Annotated in this window: 13 protein-coding genes; 6 read left to right on the top strand and 7 right to left on the bottom strand. The window is 50.7% G+C overall.

What is annotated here, in order from left to right; genetic code table 11:
- Positions 1-199 precede the first annotated feature (199 nt).
- The 4 genes from gcvP (at position 200) to GBK04_RS12875 (ending at position 5,700) form a co-directional block, all read left to right on the top strand.
- The gene (gene gcvP, locus GBK04_RS12890) at positions 200-3,082 is read left to right on the top strand and encodes an aminomethyl-transferring glycine dehydrogenase (protein ID WP_152760257.1); all 2,883 of its coding nucleotides are present in this window, start codon (positions 200-202) and stop codon (positions 3,080-3,082) included.
- 168 nt (positions 3,083-3,250) lie between these two features.
- A complete protein-coding gene (locus tag GBK04_RS12885) occupies positions 3,251-3,466 on the top strand; it encodes a hypothetical protein (RefSeq protein ID WP_152760255.1) in 216 nt (71 codons plus the stop codon).
- 143 nt (positions 3,467-3,609) lie between these two features.
- Positions 3,610-5,139: a WG repeat-containing protein gene (locus GBK04_RS12880; RefSeq protein WP_152760253.1), complete on the top strand. Its 1,530-nt coding sequence runs from the start codon at positions 3,610-3,612 to the stop codon at positions 5,137-5,139.
- 315 nt (positions 5,140-5,454) lie between these two features.
- Positions 5,455-5,700, top strand: a complete 246-nt coding sequence (locus tag GBK04_RS12875; protein WP_152760252.1) for a DUF433 domain-containing protein — start codon at positions 5,455-5,457, stop codon at positions 5,698-5,700.
- Positions 5,701-5,782: 82 nt separating this feature from the next.
- Here the strand turns inward: GBK04_RS12875 and GBK04_RS12870 are convergent, their stop codons facing one another.
- The 3 genes from GBK04_RS12870 to GBK04_RS12860 form a co-directional block, all read right to left on the bottom strand.
- Complete coding sequence (locus GBK04_RS12870; protein ID WP_152760250.1) at positions 5,783-6,019, bottom strand: DUF2442 domain-containing protein; 237 nt, start codon at positions 6,017-6,019, stop codon at positions 5,783-5,785.
- Positions 5,997-6,233 carry a DUF4160 domain-containing protein gene (locus GBK04_RS12865; RefSeq protein WP_152760247.1) on the bottom strand — a complete coding sequence of 79 codons (237 nt, stop codon included), beginning with the start codon at positions 6,231-6,233 and terminating at the stop codon, positions 5,997-5,999. The genes GBK04_RS12870 and GBK04_RS12865 overlap by 23 nt, the downstream gene beginning before the upstream one ends.
- Positions 6,234-6,378: 145 nt before the next feature.
- Positions 6,379-7,839, bottom strand: a complete 1,461-nt coding sequence (locus GBK04_RS12860) for a hypothetical protein (RefSeq protein WP_152760245.1) — start codon at positions 7,837-7,839, stop codon at positions 6,379-6,381.
- 261 nt (positions 7,840-8,100) lie between these two features.
- On the opposite strand from GBK04_RS12860, the gene GBK04_RS12855 reads away from it, so the two are divergent.
- Positions 8,101-9,585 carry a hypothetical protein gene (locus tag GBK04_RS12855; RefSeq protein WP_152760243.1) on the top strand — a complete coding sequence of 495 codons (1,485 nt, stop codon included), beginning with the start codon at positions 8,101-8,103 and terminating at the stop codon, positions 9,583-9,585.
- Positions 9,586-9,654: 69 nt separating this feature from the next.
- On the opposite strand, the gene GBK04_RS12850 is transcribed toward GBK04_RS12855, so the two are convergent.
- The 4 genes from GBK04_RS12850 to GBK04_RS12835 form a co-directional block, all read right to left on the bottom strand.
- Positions 9,655-10,725, bottom strand: a complete 1,071-nt coding sequence (locus tag GBK04_RS12850) for a carboxypeptidase-like regulatory domain-containing protein (protein ID WP_373330941.1) — start codon at positions 10,723-10,725, stop codon at positions 9,655-9,657.
- A 145-nt stretch (positions 10,726-10,870) separates the two neighbouring features.
- On the bottom strand, positions 10,871-11,707 hold the full coding sequence (locus tag GBK04_RS12845) for a HipA domain-containing protein (protein WP_373330940.1): 837 nt from the start codon (positions 11,705-11,707) through the stop codon (positions 10,871-10,873).
- 101 nt (positions 11,708-11,808) lie between these two features.
- Positions 11,809-12,138, bottom strand: coding sequence for a HipA N-terminal domain-containing protein (locus GBK04_RS12840; protein WP_152760239.1), 330 nt, complete (start codon positions 12,136-12,138; stop codon positions 11,809-11,811).
- Positions 12,131-12,346, bottom strand: a complete 216-nt coding sequence (locus GBK04_RS12835; RefSeq protein ID WP_152760237.1) for a helix-turn-helix transcriptional regulator — start codon at positions 12,344-12,346, stop codon at positions 12,131-12,133. Before GBK04_RS12835 ends, GBK04_RS12840 begins: the two co-directional genes overlap by 8 nt.
- A gap of 270 nt (positions 12,347-12,616) precedes the next feature.
- Between GBK04_RS12835 and GBK04_RS12830 the strand changes: the two genes are divergently transcribed.
- Positions 12,617-16,162: a VCBS repeat-containing protein gene (locus GBK04_RS12830; RefSeq protein WP_152760235.1), complete on the top strand. Its 3,546-nt coding sequence runs from the start codon at positions 12,617-12,619 to the stop codon at positions 16,160-16,162.
- Positions 16,163-16,169: the final 7 nt, after the last annotated feature.

Here is a 16,169-nt window from a genome sequence, read left to right as displayed (position 1 = left end):
GTACTGAGCCTCGGAGAAATCCGGGGCTTATTTTTTTGTCAAACTTCTTTCAAAAACAAAATGTTACCTTCTTAATTATTTGTCTGGCAACTACCCCAAGGCAAATCAATACTTTCCCTATTTTTGTTTTTTTAAAATCAAACAGCGAACCGTTTCGGCGGGCCGGTCCAAAATCCAGCGTCCAGTATCTTACAAAAGCATGAAAATCAACCTCCAGTCCCGGGAAAAATTTGAAAACCGCCACCACGGCAAAAGCGAGCAGGAACTCAGCGAAATGCTGCAAACGCTGGGTGTAGCTACCCTCGATGAACTTATTGACCAAACCGTCCCCGCCGGCATCCGGCTGGATGAACCCCTGAAACTACTGCCCGCGCTGTCGGAGCAGGAATTTTTGCGGGGCTTCAAGCGGCTGGCGAGTGAAAACCAAATTTTCAAATCGTACATCGGGCAAGGCTACTACGACACCGTCACGCCGCCCGTGATCCTGCGGAATATCCTGGAAAATCCGGGCTGGTACACGGCCTACACGCCCTACCAGGCCGAAATCGCGCAGGGACGGCTTGAAATGCTACTCAATTTTCAGACCGTCGTCACCGACTTGACAGGCATGGAAATCGCCAATGCCTCGCTACTCGATGAAGCCACTGCCGCTGCCGAAGCGATGACGATGCTGTACGCTGCACGGCCCGCCAGCAAAAAACAAGCCGATACCTTTTTTGTGTCGGAACTCTGTCACCCCCAAACCATCGATTTGCTCTTTACCCGCGCTACCCCCGTGGGCATCAAAATCGTGGTCGGCAACCACGCTACCGTTGATTTGACCCAGGAAAAACTATTCGGAGCGTTGGTACAGTACCCTGCTACCAACGGGCAGGTGTACGACTATACCGACTTCATCGCCTCGGCCCACGAACTGGATCTTACCGTAGCCGTAGCGGCCGATCTGCTGGCGCTGACGCTACTCAAATCTCCCGGTGAAATGGGAGCCGACGTAGTGGTTGGTTCGGCGCAGCGCTTCGGGGTACCCATGGGCTACGGCGGACCGCACGCGGCGTTTTTTGCCACGAAAGATGCCTACAAGCGTCAGCTTCCCGGCCGAATTATCGGCGTGTCGGTGGACGCCGAAGGCAATCGCGCCCTGCGCATGGCGTTGCAAACCCGCGAGCAGCACATCCGCCGCGAAAAAGCCACCTCCAACATCTGCACCGCCCAGGTACTGCTGGCCGTAATGGCCGCCGCCTACGCGGTGTACCACGGTCCCGAAGGACTGAAAACCATTGCCGCCCGGACGCACGGCCTGACGAAGCTTTTTGCCGAAACGGTGAAGAAATTCAACTTCCACGTCACAACCGATGAGTACTTCGACACCGTGACGATTAAGACGCCACTGGCGCGGAAATTAAAGGAGGAGTCGGTCAAGATGGGCATCAACCTACGTCACTATCCGCATCCCGATAGTCGCGTGAGCGTGTCGTTTGACGAGGGCAAGACTTTCGACGATGTTATCAAACTACTCAATCTCTTCGCTGAGGTATCGGGCTTTCTGGGTGAAATGGTGATCGAAGAGGAAATGGAAATCACGTTTCCTGACAACCTCAGCCGCAAAACTGCCTACCTCACGCATCCGGTGTTCAACACCCACCGCACCGAGCACGAAATGCTGCGGTACCTGAAGACGTTGGAAAACAAGGATTTGTCGCTGGTACATTCCATGATCTCGCTGGGTAGCTGCACCATGAAGCTCAACGCCACGGCGGAAATGATTCCCGTCACCTGGCCGGAGTTTGGGGCGATTCACCCCTTTGCGCCCGTCGAGCAGACGCGTGGCTACCAGATCATGTTCCAGGAACTGAATGCCTGGCTGTGCGAGATCACGGGCTTCGCGGCCATGTCGCTGCAACCCAACTCGGGCGCGCAGGGCGAGTACGCCGGTCTGATGGTGATTCGCGCCTACCACGAAAGCCGGGGCGAAAGCCACCGCAATGTGGCCCTGATTCCGTCGTCGGCCCATGGTACCAATCCGGCTTCGGCGGTGATGGCAGGCATGAAAGTCGTGGTGACCAAGTGCGACGAGCGCGGTAATATCGACGTCGCCGACCTGCGGGCCAAAGCCGAGCAGTATAGCGACCAACTCGCCTGTCTGATGGTCACCTACCCTTCTACCCACGGCGTTTTTGAAGAAAGCATCAAGGAAATATGCGCCCTGATCCATGAGCACGGCGGACAGGTGTACATGGACGGCGCCAACATGAATGCACAGGTAGGTCTGACGAGTCCGGGGATGATTGGCGCGGATGTGTGCCACCTCAACCTGCACAAGACCTTCTGTATTCCGCACGGCGGCGGCGGTCCCGGCATGGGTCCCATCGGCGTGGCCGAGCAACTGGTACCTTTCCTGCCCCAACACGTGAGTCAGGGTACCCATGTGGGTAAGGCCGGGGCGGTGTCGGCGGCACCTTACGGCAGCGCGAGCATCCTCACGATTTCCTACGCCTACATCGCCATGATGGGCGGCGAAGGACTGACCAACGCCACCAAAATGGCGATTCTGAACGCCAACTACATCAAGGAGCGTCTGCGCGACGAATTTAAGGTACTGTACACGGGTACCAATGGCCGCTGTGCCCACGAAATGATTCTGGACTGTCGTCCGTTCAAGGCGGCGGGCGTCGAGGCCGAGGATATCGCCAAGCGCCTGATGGACTATGGCTACCATGCCCCTACTCTGTCGTTTCCGGTGGCAGGTACCCTCATGATCGAACCCACCGAATCGGAATCCAAGGCCGAGCTTGACCGCTTCTGCGACACGATGCTGGCCATCCGTCAGGAAATCCGCGAAGTGGAAGAAGGTACCGCCGACCGTGCCGAGAACGTCCTGAAACACGCCCCGCACACTTCCCGCGTAGTACTGGCCGAAGACTGGGCCCGTCCCTATTCCCGCGAAAAAGCCGCCTTCCCGCTGCCCGCCCTGCGCTTCAACAAATTCTGGCCTAGCGTCAGCCGCGTGGATAGCGCCTACGGCGACCGGAATTTGATCTGTGCGTGTATTCCGGTGGAGGAGTATGCGGAGGTGGAAGGGTAGGTTCTGCAAGTCGCAGACTTGAATTATGCTTAGCCGCCAGTTACAAACTGGCGGTAGCATGAGAAGCAGCCTGGGGAGGATTCGCCGGGCTGCTCTTTTGTGCTTTACGGCTTTGTCGGTATATTTCTCCCACGATTCACTTTCTCCTGTCATATATTCAATAAGCCCATGAAAACGCTGACTGTAAACGACAAGGATTACGCCAAAGCCAAAAAGCTTTTGGTAGAAAACGGTATTGAAACGGAAGTAGAACCTGGTAACGCCATCCCATTGCTGCATAAGAGCAATGCCAAGCCCGGCGAAACTCCGGCGGCTTTTGGGGATATTTGGGCAAATGACAAACGTACTATGGAATTGATAAGGGCGAAAGCATGGCCAAAGTAATCATCTGCGACTCTCATGTATTGTTCGACTATTTCACGGAGGTGGTGTAGTGAGCAACGGGTTTTTACTTATGGTATATGAAGGTAGATAGTATTTTCCAAAAAATTATTAAAACAGAGTACCGTACCATCGCATAAATCTATATGAAAAACCGTACTGACAAGAATAAAATATTTAAACGTCAAAGTTATAATTTTCTAATTCCTAGTGTAAAATATTTTAAAAATAGAACTACAAAATGGGGGTTTTGTGATGAAAATAAGAATGTAATTATAGAGCATATTTATGATGCAGTATCGGTATTTTATGATGGATTATCAAAGGTCTATAAAGATCATAAAATTGGATTTGTAGATTTATTTGGTAATGAAGTGATACCATGCAAATATAATTATATTGAAGATTTTAAAGATAACATCACGAGTGCCAAATCAGGTAGAGATCAAATTACTATAGAAAAAACTGATAATGAAATACTTTTTTATCATTTAAATGGGGCATTAGACAAAACGAGCACTAAATTAAAATCAAACTTGAATTCTAGTATTGGAAATACTATCGCATTAGAATTTGATGAATTTCGAGAATTTTCGGATAATTTAGCGGCAGTAAAGAATGGAGAAAGATGGGGTTTTATTAATAGGGAAGGTAAAATAGAAATACCCTTTATATATGATAAAGTTTCTAATTTTAGTGAATCACTATGTAGTGTCATGAAGAAAATTAATGATAATTTAATATTTGAAAATACTGGGTACCCTAATGATTCAGAATCGATAAATAGCGATCATCTTGATGGCTACTTTGCATTTTTAGAGGAAAAAGATTTAAGGAGAAATTATTGGAGAGATGAAATGAATAGAAAACATACAGAAAAATGGGGAGTAATCGATAAAGACAATAATATTGTTATTCCATTTGAATTTGAAGAGATACGTGATTTTATAAATGAGAAAGCTATTGTTTCTAGCGGAGGTAGCTTTGGTGTAATCAATAAGTTGGGAGAACTTGTCATACCTTGCCATTATTCATACATCAACATTTGTAAGGAAAATGACTATTACTTTGTTGCTCGCGGAACAGTGGATACAGAAAAAAATAATTGGGGGTATATTGACAATACCGGAGTCGAAATACTTTCTTGTGACTATAATTATGAAATTTGCATATTTCATGAGCATTTAGCAAGAATATATATAGATGGTAAAGGATGGGGATTTATTAATAAGCATGGAGAAGTGATTATTGATTGTAGATACGATGACGCACAATCTTTTTCTCAGGGCTTAGCCGCTGTAAGTATTAAAGGCAAATGGGGCTTTATCAATCAATTAGATCAACCGATTATACCATTTATTTATGATAGAGCATTTTGGTTTACAAATGGAACATCGGTTGTGGAACGAAATAAAAAAATGGGAGCAATCAATCTAGATGGAGAAATTGTCATACCATTAGAATATGATGATGTTGGGAATTTTAGTGAAGGCCTTTGTTCAATTGCTAAAGATGGAAAAATGGGATTTCTAAATGAGAAAGGCGATATACAAATACCCATAAAATACGATCACAAATTTTCTCAAAAATTTGAAAATAACCTTCTTGAGGTTGAATGTGGGAATCGAAAGTTCTACATTGATAGAAGTGGGACTGAATATCTGTTTGAGGAATAATCTCGTTCTCAGTAGACTTTCGCCGCCGCGAGCGTCGTTATGCGTAGTCTGCAAGACTGCGTACCAAAGATAAATGGCCGTTTGTAATGACCGTCGAAGCCCAAGCGCCACAATCCAGTACCTTTGCTTGCGAAACTTCCAACCCGCAAGCCCATGTCCTTCGCCCGCTGCATCCATAATCCCAAAGGCCTATATTACGTGACATTCATCAACGTTTAATAAATGGGTACCTTTCCTGCTTTATAGTCTTGTAACCCGGATCGTGGTGCATACCGCAAAACAAAACTTCGTACATTTGGAAAACGACCTTACGTTATGACGACTTACATCAGCGACCGTATTGCCATCAATCCCGACATCTGCAACGGGCGGCCCATCGTCCGGGGCATGAGAATCACCGTACAAACCGTACTTGAATTCCTATACGCCGGATCATCGCGAGAAGAGGTACTCTACCAGTACCCGATGCTCGAACCCGAAGACCTTGATGCCTGCCAACGCTTTGCGATCGAGCTAATGGAGCGGCAATATGTAATTCAGGAATTTAGGAAGGTTGCCTGATGGCTAAGTGCTTGATTGATATTAATCTCCCCTACTATTCGCTCTAGAATATCTTAACAGATAGATAACCCACAGAGCCCCATCAGTTCAACAGACGAACAACCAAAATATCTTCATCGAGTTCGGGCCAATGAATACCCTCGCCGTTTCCGATAAACCGCCAGTTGTTCAATTGTTCGACCGTGGCATCCCTTAAAGCAGGAAACCATTCCAGGGGAACTGCCAATTCTCTGCCATCCTCCAAAAACACATTCATTTTGTCGGGTGTAAAGGACAGATCTGTAGCATTCGATGATTTACTTATTGTCAAAATGCTCATTCCATTTGGTTTTAAAAAGTTCGGAATTGCGCTCTATTATTGTCCTGATTGTTCGCAACTCTTTGGAGTTAAATCTACTGGATTTTATTGGCAGAATTGGTTCCAGGATAAATTTTGCCGTTTTGTCTCCCTTTTCGACGTGTATATGCTCAGGGAGATGGTCGTTGCTATAAAAGAAAAACCGATACCCATCCTTGATCAGAATTGTTGGCATGAAGAGAGTGGATTCATGATGTATGATTTAAAAGGGCTTATTAGGCCCTTTAATATCCATAATAGATTTGTTCTCAGTAGTGTTAACAAATATACCAAAAACCCTGCGAGGAATAACTCCATTCATGTAAGACTTCCAAAGGTACCTACCGCCGCAATACTTTCAAAGCCAGCTCCCCCGCGGGTATGTCAATAGGAATCGTCAGTACTCCCTCCACCGACTTCGCATCCCCCAAATCGGTATATTTTCCCGAAACCGTATCGAGCGTTTTTACGGAATAGGTACCCTTGTCCACGGCGATTTTCAACGTCGATTTCCGGGTACCTGTCGCTCTCAGAAACACGGCAAACGCCTGACTTTTGTCCGATAAAGTATAAGTGATCAGGCCCGGCGCGGCGAGGATACCGGCATAGTTGGGCCGCAGCTTTTCCAGGTCGTAGCTATGCAGAAAATCCGCGAGTATTTTCAGTTGTGCCCGCAGGGCCGTGCTGCCGCCGCCCGGTGCTTTGTAGGTACCCCTACCGTCTTCGTGACCCACGGAAAAGGAATAGTCGAGGCTATTGAACAGCCCGCCCCCGCTGAGCATGAACTGCCACGCTTGGCGGCGGTACACGGCATCGTCGGACCCCGCGAAGCCCGACTCGTCGAAGCCGATTACCTTCGGATAGTGATAATTCCATTGTACCGCCTCGGGCCAGGCGTAGTGGAAATTGATGATGGAAATAGTAGGGGCTACCTCGGGGATGGAGGCGCGGAAATTGGTGTAGTTCTGAGCGATGAGGTGCTTTTTGGCTAGCTTTTGCTCGGTTTGGGTGATTGTGTTGGCCACGGCAGCCTGCCATTGCAGAGAGGCTTCGTCGGCGAAATCGGCCTTGTTGGTCCAGTCATTTTTCAACAGTTCTTCTTTATTGACAATGTTATACACCGCTACGGTCCGGTCGGACCAGGGTTCGTTCTGCACTTCGAAAAAGAGGTTGTCGAAGCCGTTCAGTTCGGTCACGATCTTTTTCACAAAGGCTTGCTGATAGGGCCAAAGCCCCTTGTTGTCCAGCGTTTGGGCCTTCTGGCGCGGGATGCTGTCGGTAAGATTGACGTTGTTGACTGGGTTTTGCGGTGAAATGCCCCAGGTTTTATCCTGATAAATGGAAGAAAACAAAGTAATCTCGACGATGATACCGTGCTTGCGCGCTTCGTCCAGAAAGTCTTTAAGCCGGGTAAAGTAGGCTTCGTTCCACTTCGACAAATCGAACTTCATTTTGTCGCCACCTACCTTCTGCCACGGACCGAGGTACCGGTCGGGCTTGGGGGCGAGGGTATTATTTTCAATATTAAAATCTCCCTGGATTTCGTAGTAGGTACCCGTGAAAATCCGGGTGTAGTTCATGCCTTCGTCGGCCAAGGTTTTCAGATATTTTTTATAGTCAAAATCAAGATTCAATACGGCCCCGTAATGCTCGGCCGAAGTGATCAGGGCGGTCGTTTTACCCTTATAGATAAAATAATGCGGATTTTGGGGATGAAGCGCAATCGGGCTGCTTTGGCCACACACCCGACCTATAGCAAGCGATAGGCCACACATCAGCCACAGGAGTACTTGTTTTCTCATAGCGATTGATTATTTTTCTCTTCGGATTCCTGACATAAGGGCCTTATGATTTTCTTATACTGATCTGGTTTCGGTACTTACTGCCGGGGCCTGCACGTGTCCGCCCGAAATAGGTTTTATCCAGGTCAACGGAAATAAAAGATTTCTAGAAGGCCCTATTACCTGAATAATAGGCATAGGCCAGCGGTAGAAACAGGTACCCTGTCCGTTTTGTATTCAGATTTTAGACAAGCGATCAGACTTAATCCGTTCGATAAGGTTATGAAAACAATTGCCGCTTACATTTTGCTACTGGCCTCCCTCCCTCTTTTGTCCTGCTCTAAACCGACTTCCCCAGGCGAGACAGAACCAGCGACTGGGGTAGCCCTCCGGCGGGAGGTGAGCCAATACGGTATTACCTGGACTTTTGATAAACCCGCCCGCACGGGCCAGTTCATCACGGGCGATTGGTGGGTGGTGGGGCCGGTGCGAATCGTAAAAATCACGCCGGAGCCGGGTCCGGTACAGTCCGACAATTCAGTAATTAACCTCAACCGCTGGAACGATACCAGCCTGAAACCAGACAACAGCCTGCGCAATGGCTCCATGATTGTGCTGAAAGCGGGCTATACCCAGGGCTTTGATTCGCGCAGCAACACATTTCTTAAAAAGGATGCCATTTCTTTACCCTTGGATTTTGTCCCAAATCGATCGTTGGTTTCCTCCATCAGCAACACATCACTTCCCGTCGACCACTTCTGTAAGGAACTGATGTGGGACGGGGAAAGGAAATGTCAGGTGGTCATGAAAGCCGCCGCCGTGCTGACCTGCCTCACGTCCGAGCCCCCCACGGACGCGTTCCGGCCGCCTTATGCGGGTACGGAAAAGCCAATTTTTCGGGCCCAGGACATTCGCTGGGAGGTGCTGCCCGCTCTCACACCCGCCGGGCAGGTACCTTCCTGGGAGGACTTTGAAAGGTACTTTCAGCGTCCCTGGATCGACCACATCCTCAGCTGGTCGCAGCAGGAACTGGTTCCCAACGAAAACCAGCCCAACTACGGCCGTGAATACGCCAGGCTGGTATCGATGGCCAGCCTGATGGTAATGTTGGATGTACCCCGGCAGTGGAAAGAAAAACTCACGCTTGAGCTCATTCAGCGCGGCATCGACCTGTCTGGATTAGCGAAGGTAGGTGGGTACTGGAACGAAGGCGGGGGGCATTCCAGCGGCCGCAAGTGGCCTATTTTGTTTGCGAGTATTTTACTAAATGACCCTACCCTGGCGCAGTTGCCCGAAACTGCCGTTTTCCACGAGGATACGCAGACCTACTACGGAAAAGGCTGGTTTGGCCAGGACGCGCTGTGGCAGATGATCATTCATCACGGCAACCGGGACACCTACGAGGAAAAAACGCCGGATCAGTGGCAAGACTGGGACAAAACCTCCGAAGGCTACCGTACCTGCTGCAATGCCCAGGCCTGGGTAGGTACCGCCCTGGCCGCCCGCTATCTGAAAGCTGTCCAACTCTGGAACCACGACGCCCACTTTGATTACATCGAGCGCTGGATGCGGGAAGATGATCCCTACGCGGCAGCGCGGGGTACCTACCCTCGCCCAAAGGCCGAGACTACGACCTACGACCCTTTCGTGACGACCATGTGGCGCGCCTACCGCCCGCAGGCCCCCGCGCAGGAAATGGCCGGGAACAATCGCAAGTGGGTTTTACAGGGTAAAAAATGGGGGTGGGTAAGCAATCCAAAGCCATAAACGCCGGTTGCCACGCGACCGATAGCCTTCATTCGCTTGCTCCTCTTTTACGGCAGAATTGTACCTACTCTACTCCCGTTTCCAGTCCGATGGTAGCAGGTTCGCGAAGCGGTCGTTGCCCAGATCGCCCGCTATTTCAAAACCCATGGGCATTACCACCCAGCCTGCGGGCGAAATCACGATGTAGCCCTGCGGCATGGTGATCAGCGTATACGCGTATCCCATATCCGTGTAGGGTGAGCGACCGTGCTTGTTGATATTGAATACTTCCAGTTTGGTACGAGACACCACCAGCCGCTCGGTTTCCAGTTCACCGGGTCTGACCAGTTGCGCGCCCCTGATTTCTTCGATCCGGTTGTGCAAATGGTTTTTGAGGGGATTCAATCCATTCACCGACCGGACGGTATTGAACCGCCGGAGCGAATCGGGTATTTCCTGAAACACGCGGAATCCGTTCTCCCGCAGGCTATCCGTCACCATGCTGGTCAGGAGCTGCTTGAGCGAGCCCTGGTAGGCTTTTTGCTGGTTGGCGCGCCACAGGTTTTTTTCGGCTTCGTTTTTCGGCTCCAGCAATTCAAACCGCGTATTGCCGCCATAAAATACTTTGCCTTCGTAGAAATCGAAATCGTACAGATCCTGGTAAATCATGTAGCCCAGGGCGCGGTTTTCAATTTTGAGCGGGCTGGTCGATTGCGCCATCAAATGCCCGTCATCTTCCATAGAAATCCGTAGCACATCGGGATTCAGGATTTTACAGAGTTTGCCAAACGGCCCGGCTCCCAGCAGTTCGCGGGTGATGATCTTGAGGCGCTGCTCCCGCTTTTTGCTCTTTTTGGAATAAATGACCACTCCTTCCAGTTCCATTCCGGCCCTCATCTTGAACAGCACCGTTTTCCGGCCCGGCTGCTCGAAACGCAGCGTCTGTTTGATCGGCGTATAGCCCAGGTAGGATACGGCCACGTCCAGGCTACCGATGGGTAGGTTGGTTAGTACGTAGGCTCCCTTTTCGTTGGTGGTGGTGCCGATGGACGAATTGTTGATGTACACATTGGCAAAGGGGAGCGGTTCGCCCGTTTTTTCGTCGGTCACGGTACCCGTCAGGGTCACTGTTCCGGTTTGGGCCCAACTAGTCAGATGCAACAGGTATAAAATGGCGAGGAAGCCAAGTTGCTTTGTGCGATTATGAAGGGAGCAGGGGTACCTCAATGGCGTAAGGTTGGTTGTATTAATTTTTCCCCAAAGATAGGGTACCGGGATGGAATTTGCGTTTTAGCCTGGGCCTACCTTATACACCTATTCTGTCCAGCCGCTCGATCAGTAAACTCTGATAGGTCCCCTGTAATTCAGGAGGCAAAAAGCTTTGCTGGATGAGCCGCTCCCAAATGATCTTTTTTTTTCCAAACCGATCATATATCCGCTCCACTGATTTTGGTGATATTCCCAGATGACGCGCCAATGCATCGAAGTCGGTACGGCTTAGCCTGTTTTTTTTGCCATTGATGGTTAGGGCCGACTCCTCCTTATCTTCCGGTAAAGCCAGTTTGGTCGAGAGAAGATCATAAGCCGGGGATAAAGCTATATCACCGTTTTGCGGGCGGACGAGCGTAAAATTTTTCAGGTGCATGTCGGCGTTGCCCGTAATGAAGCAGAAAACGGTAAGCTCGAAAAGCTTTAAAGCTTCTAGTCCCTTGTTCGTGGTGAAAGCCCGTACCGCACGGCCTATTTTTTCCAGGGAACCGCGGTATTTATGCTCGGTAAGCGTTTCGGTAAGCTGGCACAAATCTTCCATATGAATTTTTTGTCCCTCCCGTCGGTCAAACCGCCTGGTCAGATAGGCTAGTTCTCCCGAATTCAGCCGAATCAGGGTATGTTCGGCCGTGGCAATACCGCCCTCGGCCGCCATTTTCATCGTTAAGTCTTCGTTTTCAGGGAGGAAAGCGAACTGCTCAGTGGGTGGTTTTAGGATAAAATTCCCCCATAGGCCAACCACCGTAAATCGGCTCGATTGAGTGCCGGTTTTCTCAATATCTAAGGACAGCTTGGGTTGTACGCCCGTTACCGCAATACTCCGGATGACAAGCTCTCGGGCCTTTTTTTGTAGTTCGGCCTTTTCTAGTGGCAAAATCGGCGGATTAGTGCTCCCAAAGAATTTCTGGCTGCACGGAAAATGATAATCCAACTCCGGGGCAGTCAGTGGTTCATAACAATAAAGGCATTTATTCATCATAGCTTGGGAACTTCAATTCTTCTGACGCTTACCGCTCCCAAACAATCCTGACATACTGTGAGGAGCAACCCCATGCGGTCTCTGGGATTGAGTTTCCAGCTTTGTACAGCGATATCCAATAGCCAACCTTCGGGGATCAAGCCATCAAAAAACGGAAACATCACGCGACTCTGGTAAGGTTCGTTACGAAGCGGCAACGTCAGACTCACCGGAGGATGTTGAGCGTCCATATATTCTTCGTTGTATATAAACGTAAAACCTTCTTCATCTTCACTGATCACACCAGCTGGCATATTTCCGTAGTATACTGTTCCTGCCCTATCCATAATAATTTTCCTCTTTTCGGATGGGGCCAGCCTCGCAGCCGAACATATCCAGTACCTGATTTACCTTGTCGAGCCGGAGGGTGGCTTTTCCTTGCTCCAGATCCCGGATAAAGCGCAGACCTACGCCTGATTTCTCCGCCAAATCGATCTGCGTCAACTTTAACGATTTCCGCTTATTCTTCACAAAATATGCAATTGGATTTTCCATTCTATACCCGACCGGGTCTAATATATTAACAATTCATATATATATACCTTATCGGGTACAAATATACAGAATAATATTTTTATCGTCCCGATCAGGTATAAATTTTGGTTATCTCTTGGCAATAAGGTACCCCTGCAAAATCATCCAAGTAAACTTTTCGTTATAATAACCCGCATTCAATAAGCCACTTAGCCGGATTCAAACCATGGTTCGGGTTTTAATCAATGAAAAAATAAAAGTAAATTGCACTCTTTTAAGAGAATGTAGGATATGAATATACGGAAACTCACGCTGTACCTTTCCCTGATCGCCCTGCTGGCAATGCTCATCGGCCCGGCTTCGGGGCAGCCTGCTCCTACCCTGTTCAAGTTATTGCCCGCCGCCCAAACCGGCATTGCCTTCGCCAACCAGCTCACCGAAAGCGACACGCTCAATATTCTCAATCAGGCCAACATCTACAACGGCGGCGGCGTGGGCATCGGCGATTTCAACCGCGACGGGCTGATGGACGTGTATTTTGCGGGCAACATGGTATCCAACAAGCTGTACCTCAACCAGGGAAAACTGAAATTTACGGACATTACCGACCAGGCCCGAGTAGGTGGACAAGGCCACTGGTGCACGGGCGTATCGGTGGTGGACATCAACGGGGACGGATGGCCGGATATCTACCTGTCGGCCTCCTTTCGCAGCGATCCCAAACTACGCACCAACCTGTTGTACATCAATAAAGGTTTGAATAAAGCGGGCGTACCGGAATTTGAGGAGCAAGCCGCGGCGTACGGACTGGCCGACGACGGATTCAGCACGCAGGCCTACTTTTTCGACTACGACAAAGACGGCGACCTCGACATGTATCAGGTTACCAACGAAATATACGACCCTCGGACGCCCATTCATTTCCGGGCCAAACTCACCGACGGCAGCGCCAAAAACACCGACCGCCTCTACCGCAACAACGGCAACGGGACTTTCAGTGACGTATCCAAAGCGGCGGGCATCACCATCGAAGGCTGGGGCCACGCCGCGGCCATCACGGACCTCAACCAGGATGGCTGGCCGGATATCTACGTAGCCAACGATTTCGTATCCAATGACCTGTGTTTCATCAATAACGGCGATGGTACCTTTACCAACCAACTGGACGCCTACTTCAAACATACCGGCTGGAACGCCATGGGTACCGATGCCGTGGACATCAATAACGATGGCTACGTGGACGTGATTTCGCTGGAAATGCTGCCCGAAAACAACCTGCGGAAGAAGCGGATGCTGAGCGGCAATGAGTACTACAACTACCTCAACAGTGCGCAGTACGGCTACAACCATCAGTACGTGCGCAATGTGCTGCAAATCAACAGCGGACCTACCCCACTGGGGCATCCGGTTTTCAACGATGCGGCCTTTATGGCGGGCGTCTATCAGACCGACTGGAGCTGGTGCCCGCTGGTGGCCGATTTCGACAACGACGGCTACCGTGATCTGATCATCACCAATGGCCTGCCCCGCGACGTGACCGACCTCGACTACATCGAATACAACAACGGCCAAAGTGGCGCGGGTAAGGGCTTCACCCTAGCCATGACCGACTCGCTGCCGGTGGTTAAGCTGGCCAACTACGCCTACCGCAATACCAACGGCCTGGTGTTCGAGAACACCACCCAAGCCTGGGGCATGGATCAGCTGTCGTTTGGCAACGGCGCCGCCTACGCCGACCTCGATAACGACGGCGACCTCGACGTAGTCGTCAACAATATCAACGACCTAGCTTTTGTGTATGAGAACACCCTGAACCCCGCGGCGCATCACCTGACCGTCAGTTTTGCGGGCGCGAAGGGCAATGAAGCCAGTCTCGGGGCCAATGTTCGGATATACTATGCGGGCAATCGTCAGCAATTCTACGAGCATCAGCCCGCGCGGGGGTACCTTTCCACCGACGACAGCCGCGCACATTTTGGTTTGGGCGAGTTAGCCCGGCTGGATTCGCTGGTGGTCACCTGGCCGGATGGCAAACAACAACTCCTGAAAAACGTCAGCGTGGATAAGCCACTTACCCTTTCGTATAAAGATGCCAACGCTCGCCGTAACAAGCCCGCTGCTTTCCCGGTCTCGACGCTTTTTACGGACGTTGGGAAGAAATATGGCCTGCAGTACAAATCCCAGGAAAAGGATTTTCCCGATTTCGACGTGCAACCTACCCTACCCCACAAGCTGAGTCAGTCCGGTCCGCCGATTGCGGTGGGCGATATCGACAACAATGGTTTCGATGATTTTTACGTCGGGGGTACCTCGGGGGTACCCGGTGTGTTTTTCATGCAGGATGCTCAGGGAAAATTTACGCAGGACGCCACGCGGTTTTTGGAAAAAGAGGACCGCTTCTACGAAGACATGGGCACCTTACTGTTCGATGCCGACAATGACGGCGATCTCGACCTGTACCTGGTGAGCGGCAGCTATGAGATTCCGCCCGGCAATGCGTTCAGCAACGACCAATTGTTTTTGAACAATGGAAAAGGCAAATTCACTAAATCCCCTGACGCCCTACCCGCCGGACTCACGAACGGCTCCTGCGTGAAAGCGGCGGATTTTGACGGCGACGGTGACCTCGACCTGTTCGTGGGGGGACGGGTCGTTTCGGGGGCGTATCCCGTACCGCCCCGGAGCTTTCTGCTACGCAACGACGGCGGAAAATTTGTGGACGTGACGGACGAGTTTTTCCCACCCCTCAAACACATCGGCCTGGTGACCGATGCCCTGTGGAGCGACTACGACAACGACGGCAAGCCCGACCTCATCCTGACCGGCGAATGGCTGCCCGTTATTTTTCTTAAAAACATAGGTACCTCGTTTGTAGCGTTCAAAACGGGTACCGAGCCGTACACGGGCTGGTGGAACAGCCTGGTGGCGGGCGATTTTGACAACGACGGCGATATGGACTACGTAGCCGGCAACCTGGGCCTCAACACCAACTACACGGCTACGCCGCAGGAGCCCATGATCTTGCTGGCCAAGGATATCGACAGCAATGGCTCCATCGATCCGATGGTGTTCTGCTACATGAAAGCCGACGACGGCAGCCGCCAACCGTTTCCCATTGCCTCACGCGACGACCTGGTGGCGCAGGTCATCACGATGCGTAAGAAATTCCCGACTTTCAAATCGTACGGGCTAGCTACCCTCACGGATGTGTGGAGCGAGAGCGACCGCGAGAATGCCCTCATCATGCAGGCCACCGAAATGCGCAGCAGCTACCTCGAAAATAAAGGCGACGGGTACTTTGAAATGAAACCCCTCCCGCTGGCCGCGCAGGCCGCTCCTATTTTCGGCATGAAAGCCGAGGATGTGGATGGCAATGGTACCCTCGATCTGGTGCTGGTGGGCAACGACTACGGCATGGACCCCAACAGCGGCCGCCACGATGCCTTCAACGGCTTAGTGCTGCAAGGCGACGGAAAGGGAAATTTCAGTCCGATGCCGGTAGCGAAAAGTGGCTTTTTCGTGCCGGGCGACGCCAAGTCCCTGGCCACGCTGCATACCGCCAAAAATGAGGACATTCTGCTGGCTACCCAGAATCAGGATAGTCTGGTGGTGTTTGGGAGAGGAAATGTCTACCAGAAAAATATCGGCCAATGGATTAAGCTGAAAGCGGATGATTTTTCGGCGGAGATTGAGTACAAAGACGGCAGCAAGCGGCGGGTAGAATTCTCTTACGGCGACACTTACCTATCGCAATCTTCCCGCCAATGGCCCGTTGGTAAAAATGTCCGGAAGATCGCCATAACGAACTTTCAGGGCAAAAAAAGAGTGGTAGATTAATTGAATG

Origin of the sequence: Salmonirosea aquatica (assembly GCF_009296315.1) — a bacterium.
GTDB lineage: Bacteria > Bacteroidota > Bacteroidia > Cytophagales > Spirosomataceae > Salmonirosea > Salmonirosea aquatica.
Note: the sequence above shows the minus strand (reverse complement) of the source record. Positions and strands in the feature narration are given on the sequence as shown.

Coding starts and splice junctions, on each gene's coding strand:
- gcvP (WP_152760257.1), top strand. CDS start 200: ATGAAAATCAACCTCCAGTCCCGGGAAAAATTTGAAAACCGCCACCAC.
- GBK04_RS12885 (WP_152760255.1), top strand. CDS start 3,251: ATGAAAACGCTGACTGTAAACGACAAGGATTACGCCAAAGCCAAAAAG.
- GBK04_RS12880 (WP_152760253.1), top strand. CDS start 3,610: ATGAAAAACCGTACTGACAAGAATAAAATATTTAAACGTCAAAGTTAT.
- GBK04_RS12875 (WP_152760252.1), top strand. CDS start 5,455: ATGACGACTTACATCAGCGACCGTATTGCCATCAATCCCGACATCTGC.
- GBK04_RS12870 (WP_152760250.1), bottom strand. CDS start 6,019: ATGAGCATTTTGACAATAAGTAAATCATCGAATGCTACAGATCTGTCC.
- GBK04_RS12865 (WP_152760247.1), bottom strand. CDS start 6,233: ATGCCAACAATTCTGATCAAGGATGGGTATCGGTTTTTCTTTTATAGC.
- GBK04_RS12860 (WP_152760245.1), bottom strand. CDS start 7,839: ATGAGAAAACAAGTACTCCTGTGGCTGATGTGTGGCCTATCGCTTGCT.
- GBK04_RS12855 (WP_152760243.1), top strand. CDS start 8,101: ATGAAAACAATTGCCGCTTACATTTTGCTACTGGCCTCCCTCCCTCTT.
- GBK04_RS12840 (WP_152760239.1), bottom strand. CDS start 12,138: ATGGATAGGGCAGGAACAGTATACTACGGAAATATGCCAGCTGGTGTG.
- GBK04_RS12835 (WP_152760237.1), bottom strand. CDS start 12,346: ATGGAAAATCCAATTGCATATTTTGTGAAGAATAAGCGGAAATCGTTA.
- GBK04_RS12830 (WP_152760235.1), top strand. CDS start 12,617: ATGAATATACGGAAACTCACGCTGTACCTTTCCCTGATCGCCCTGCTG.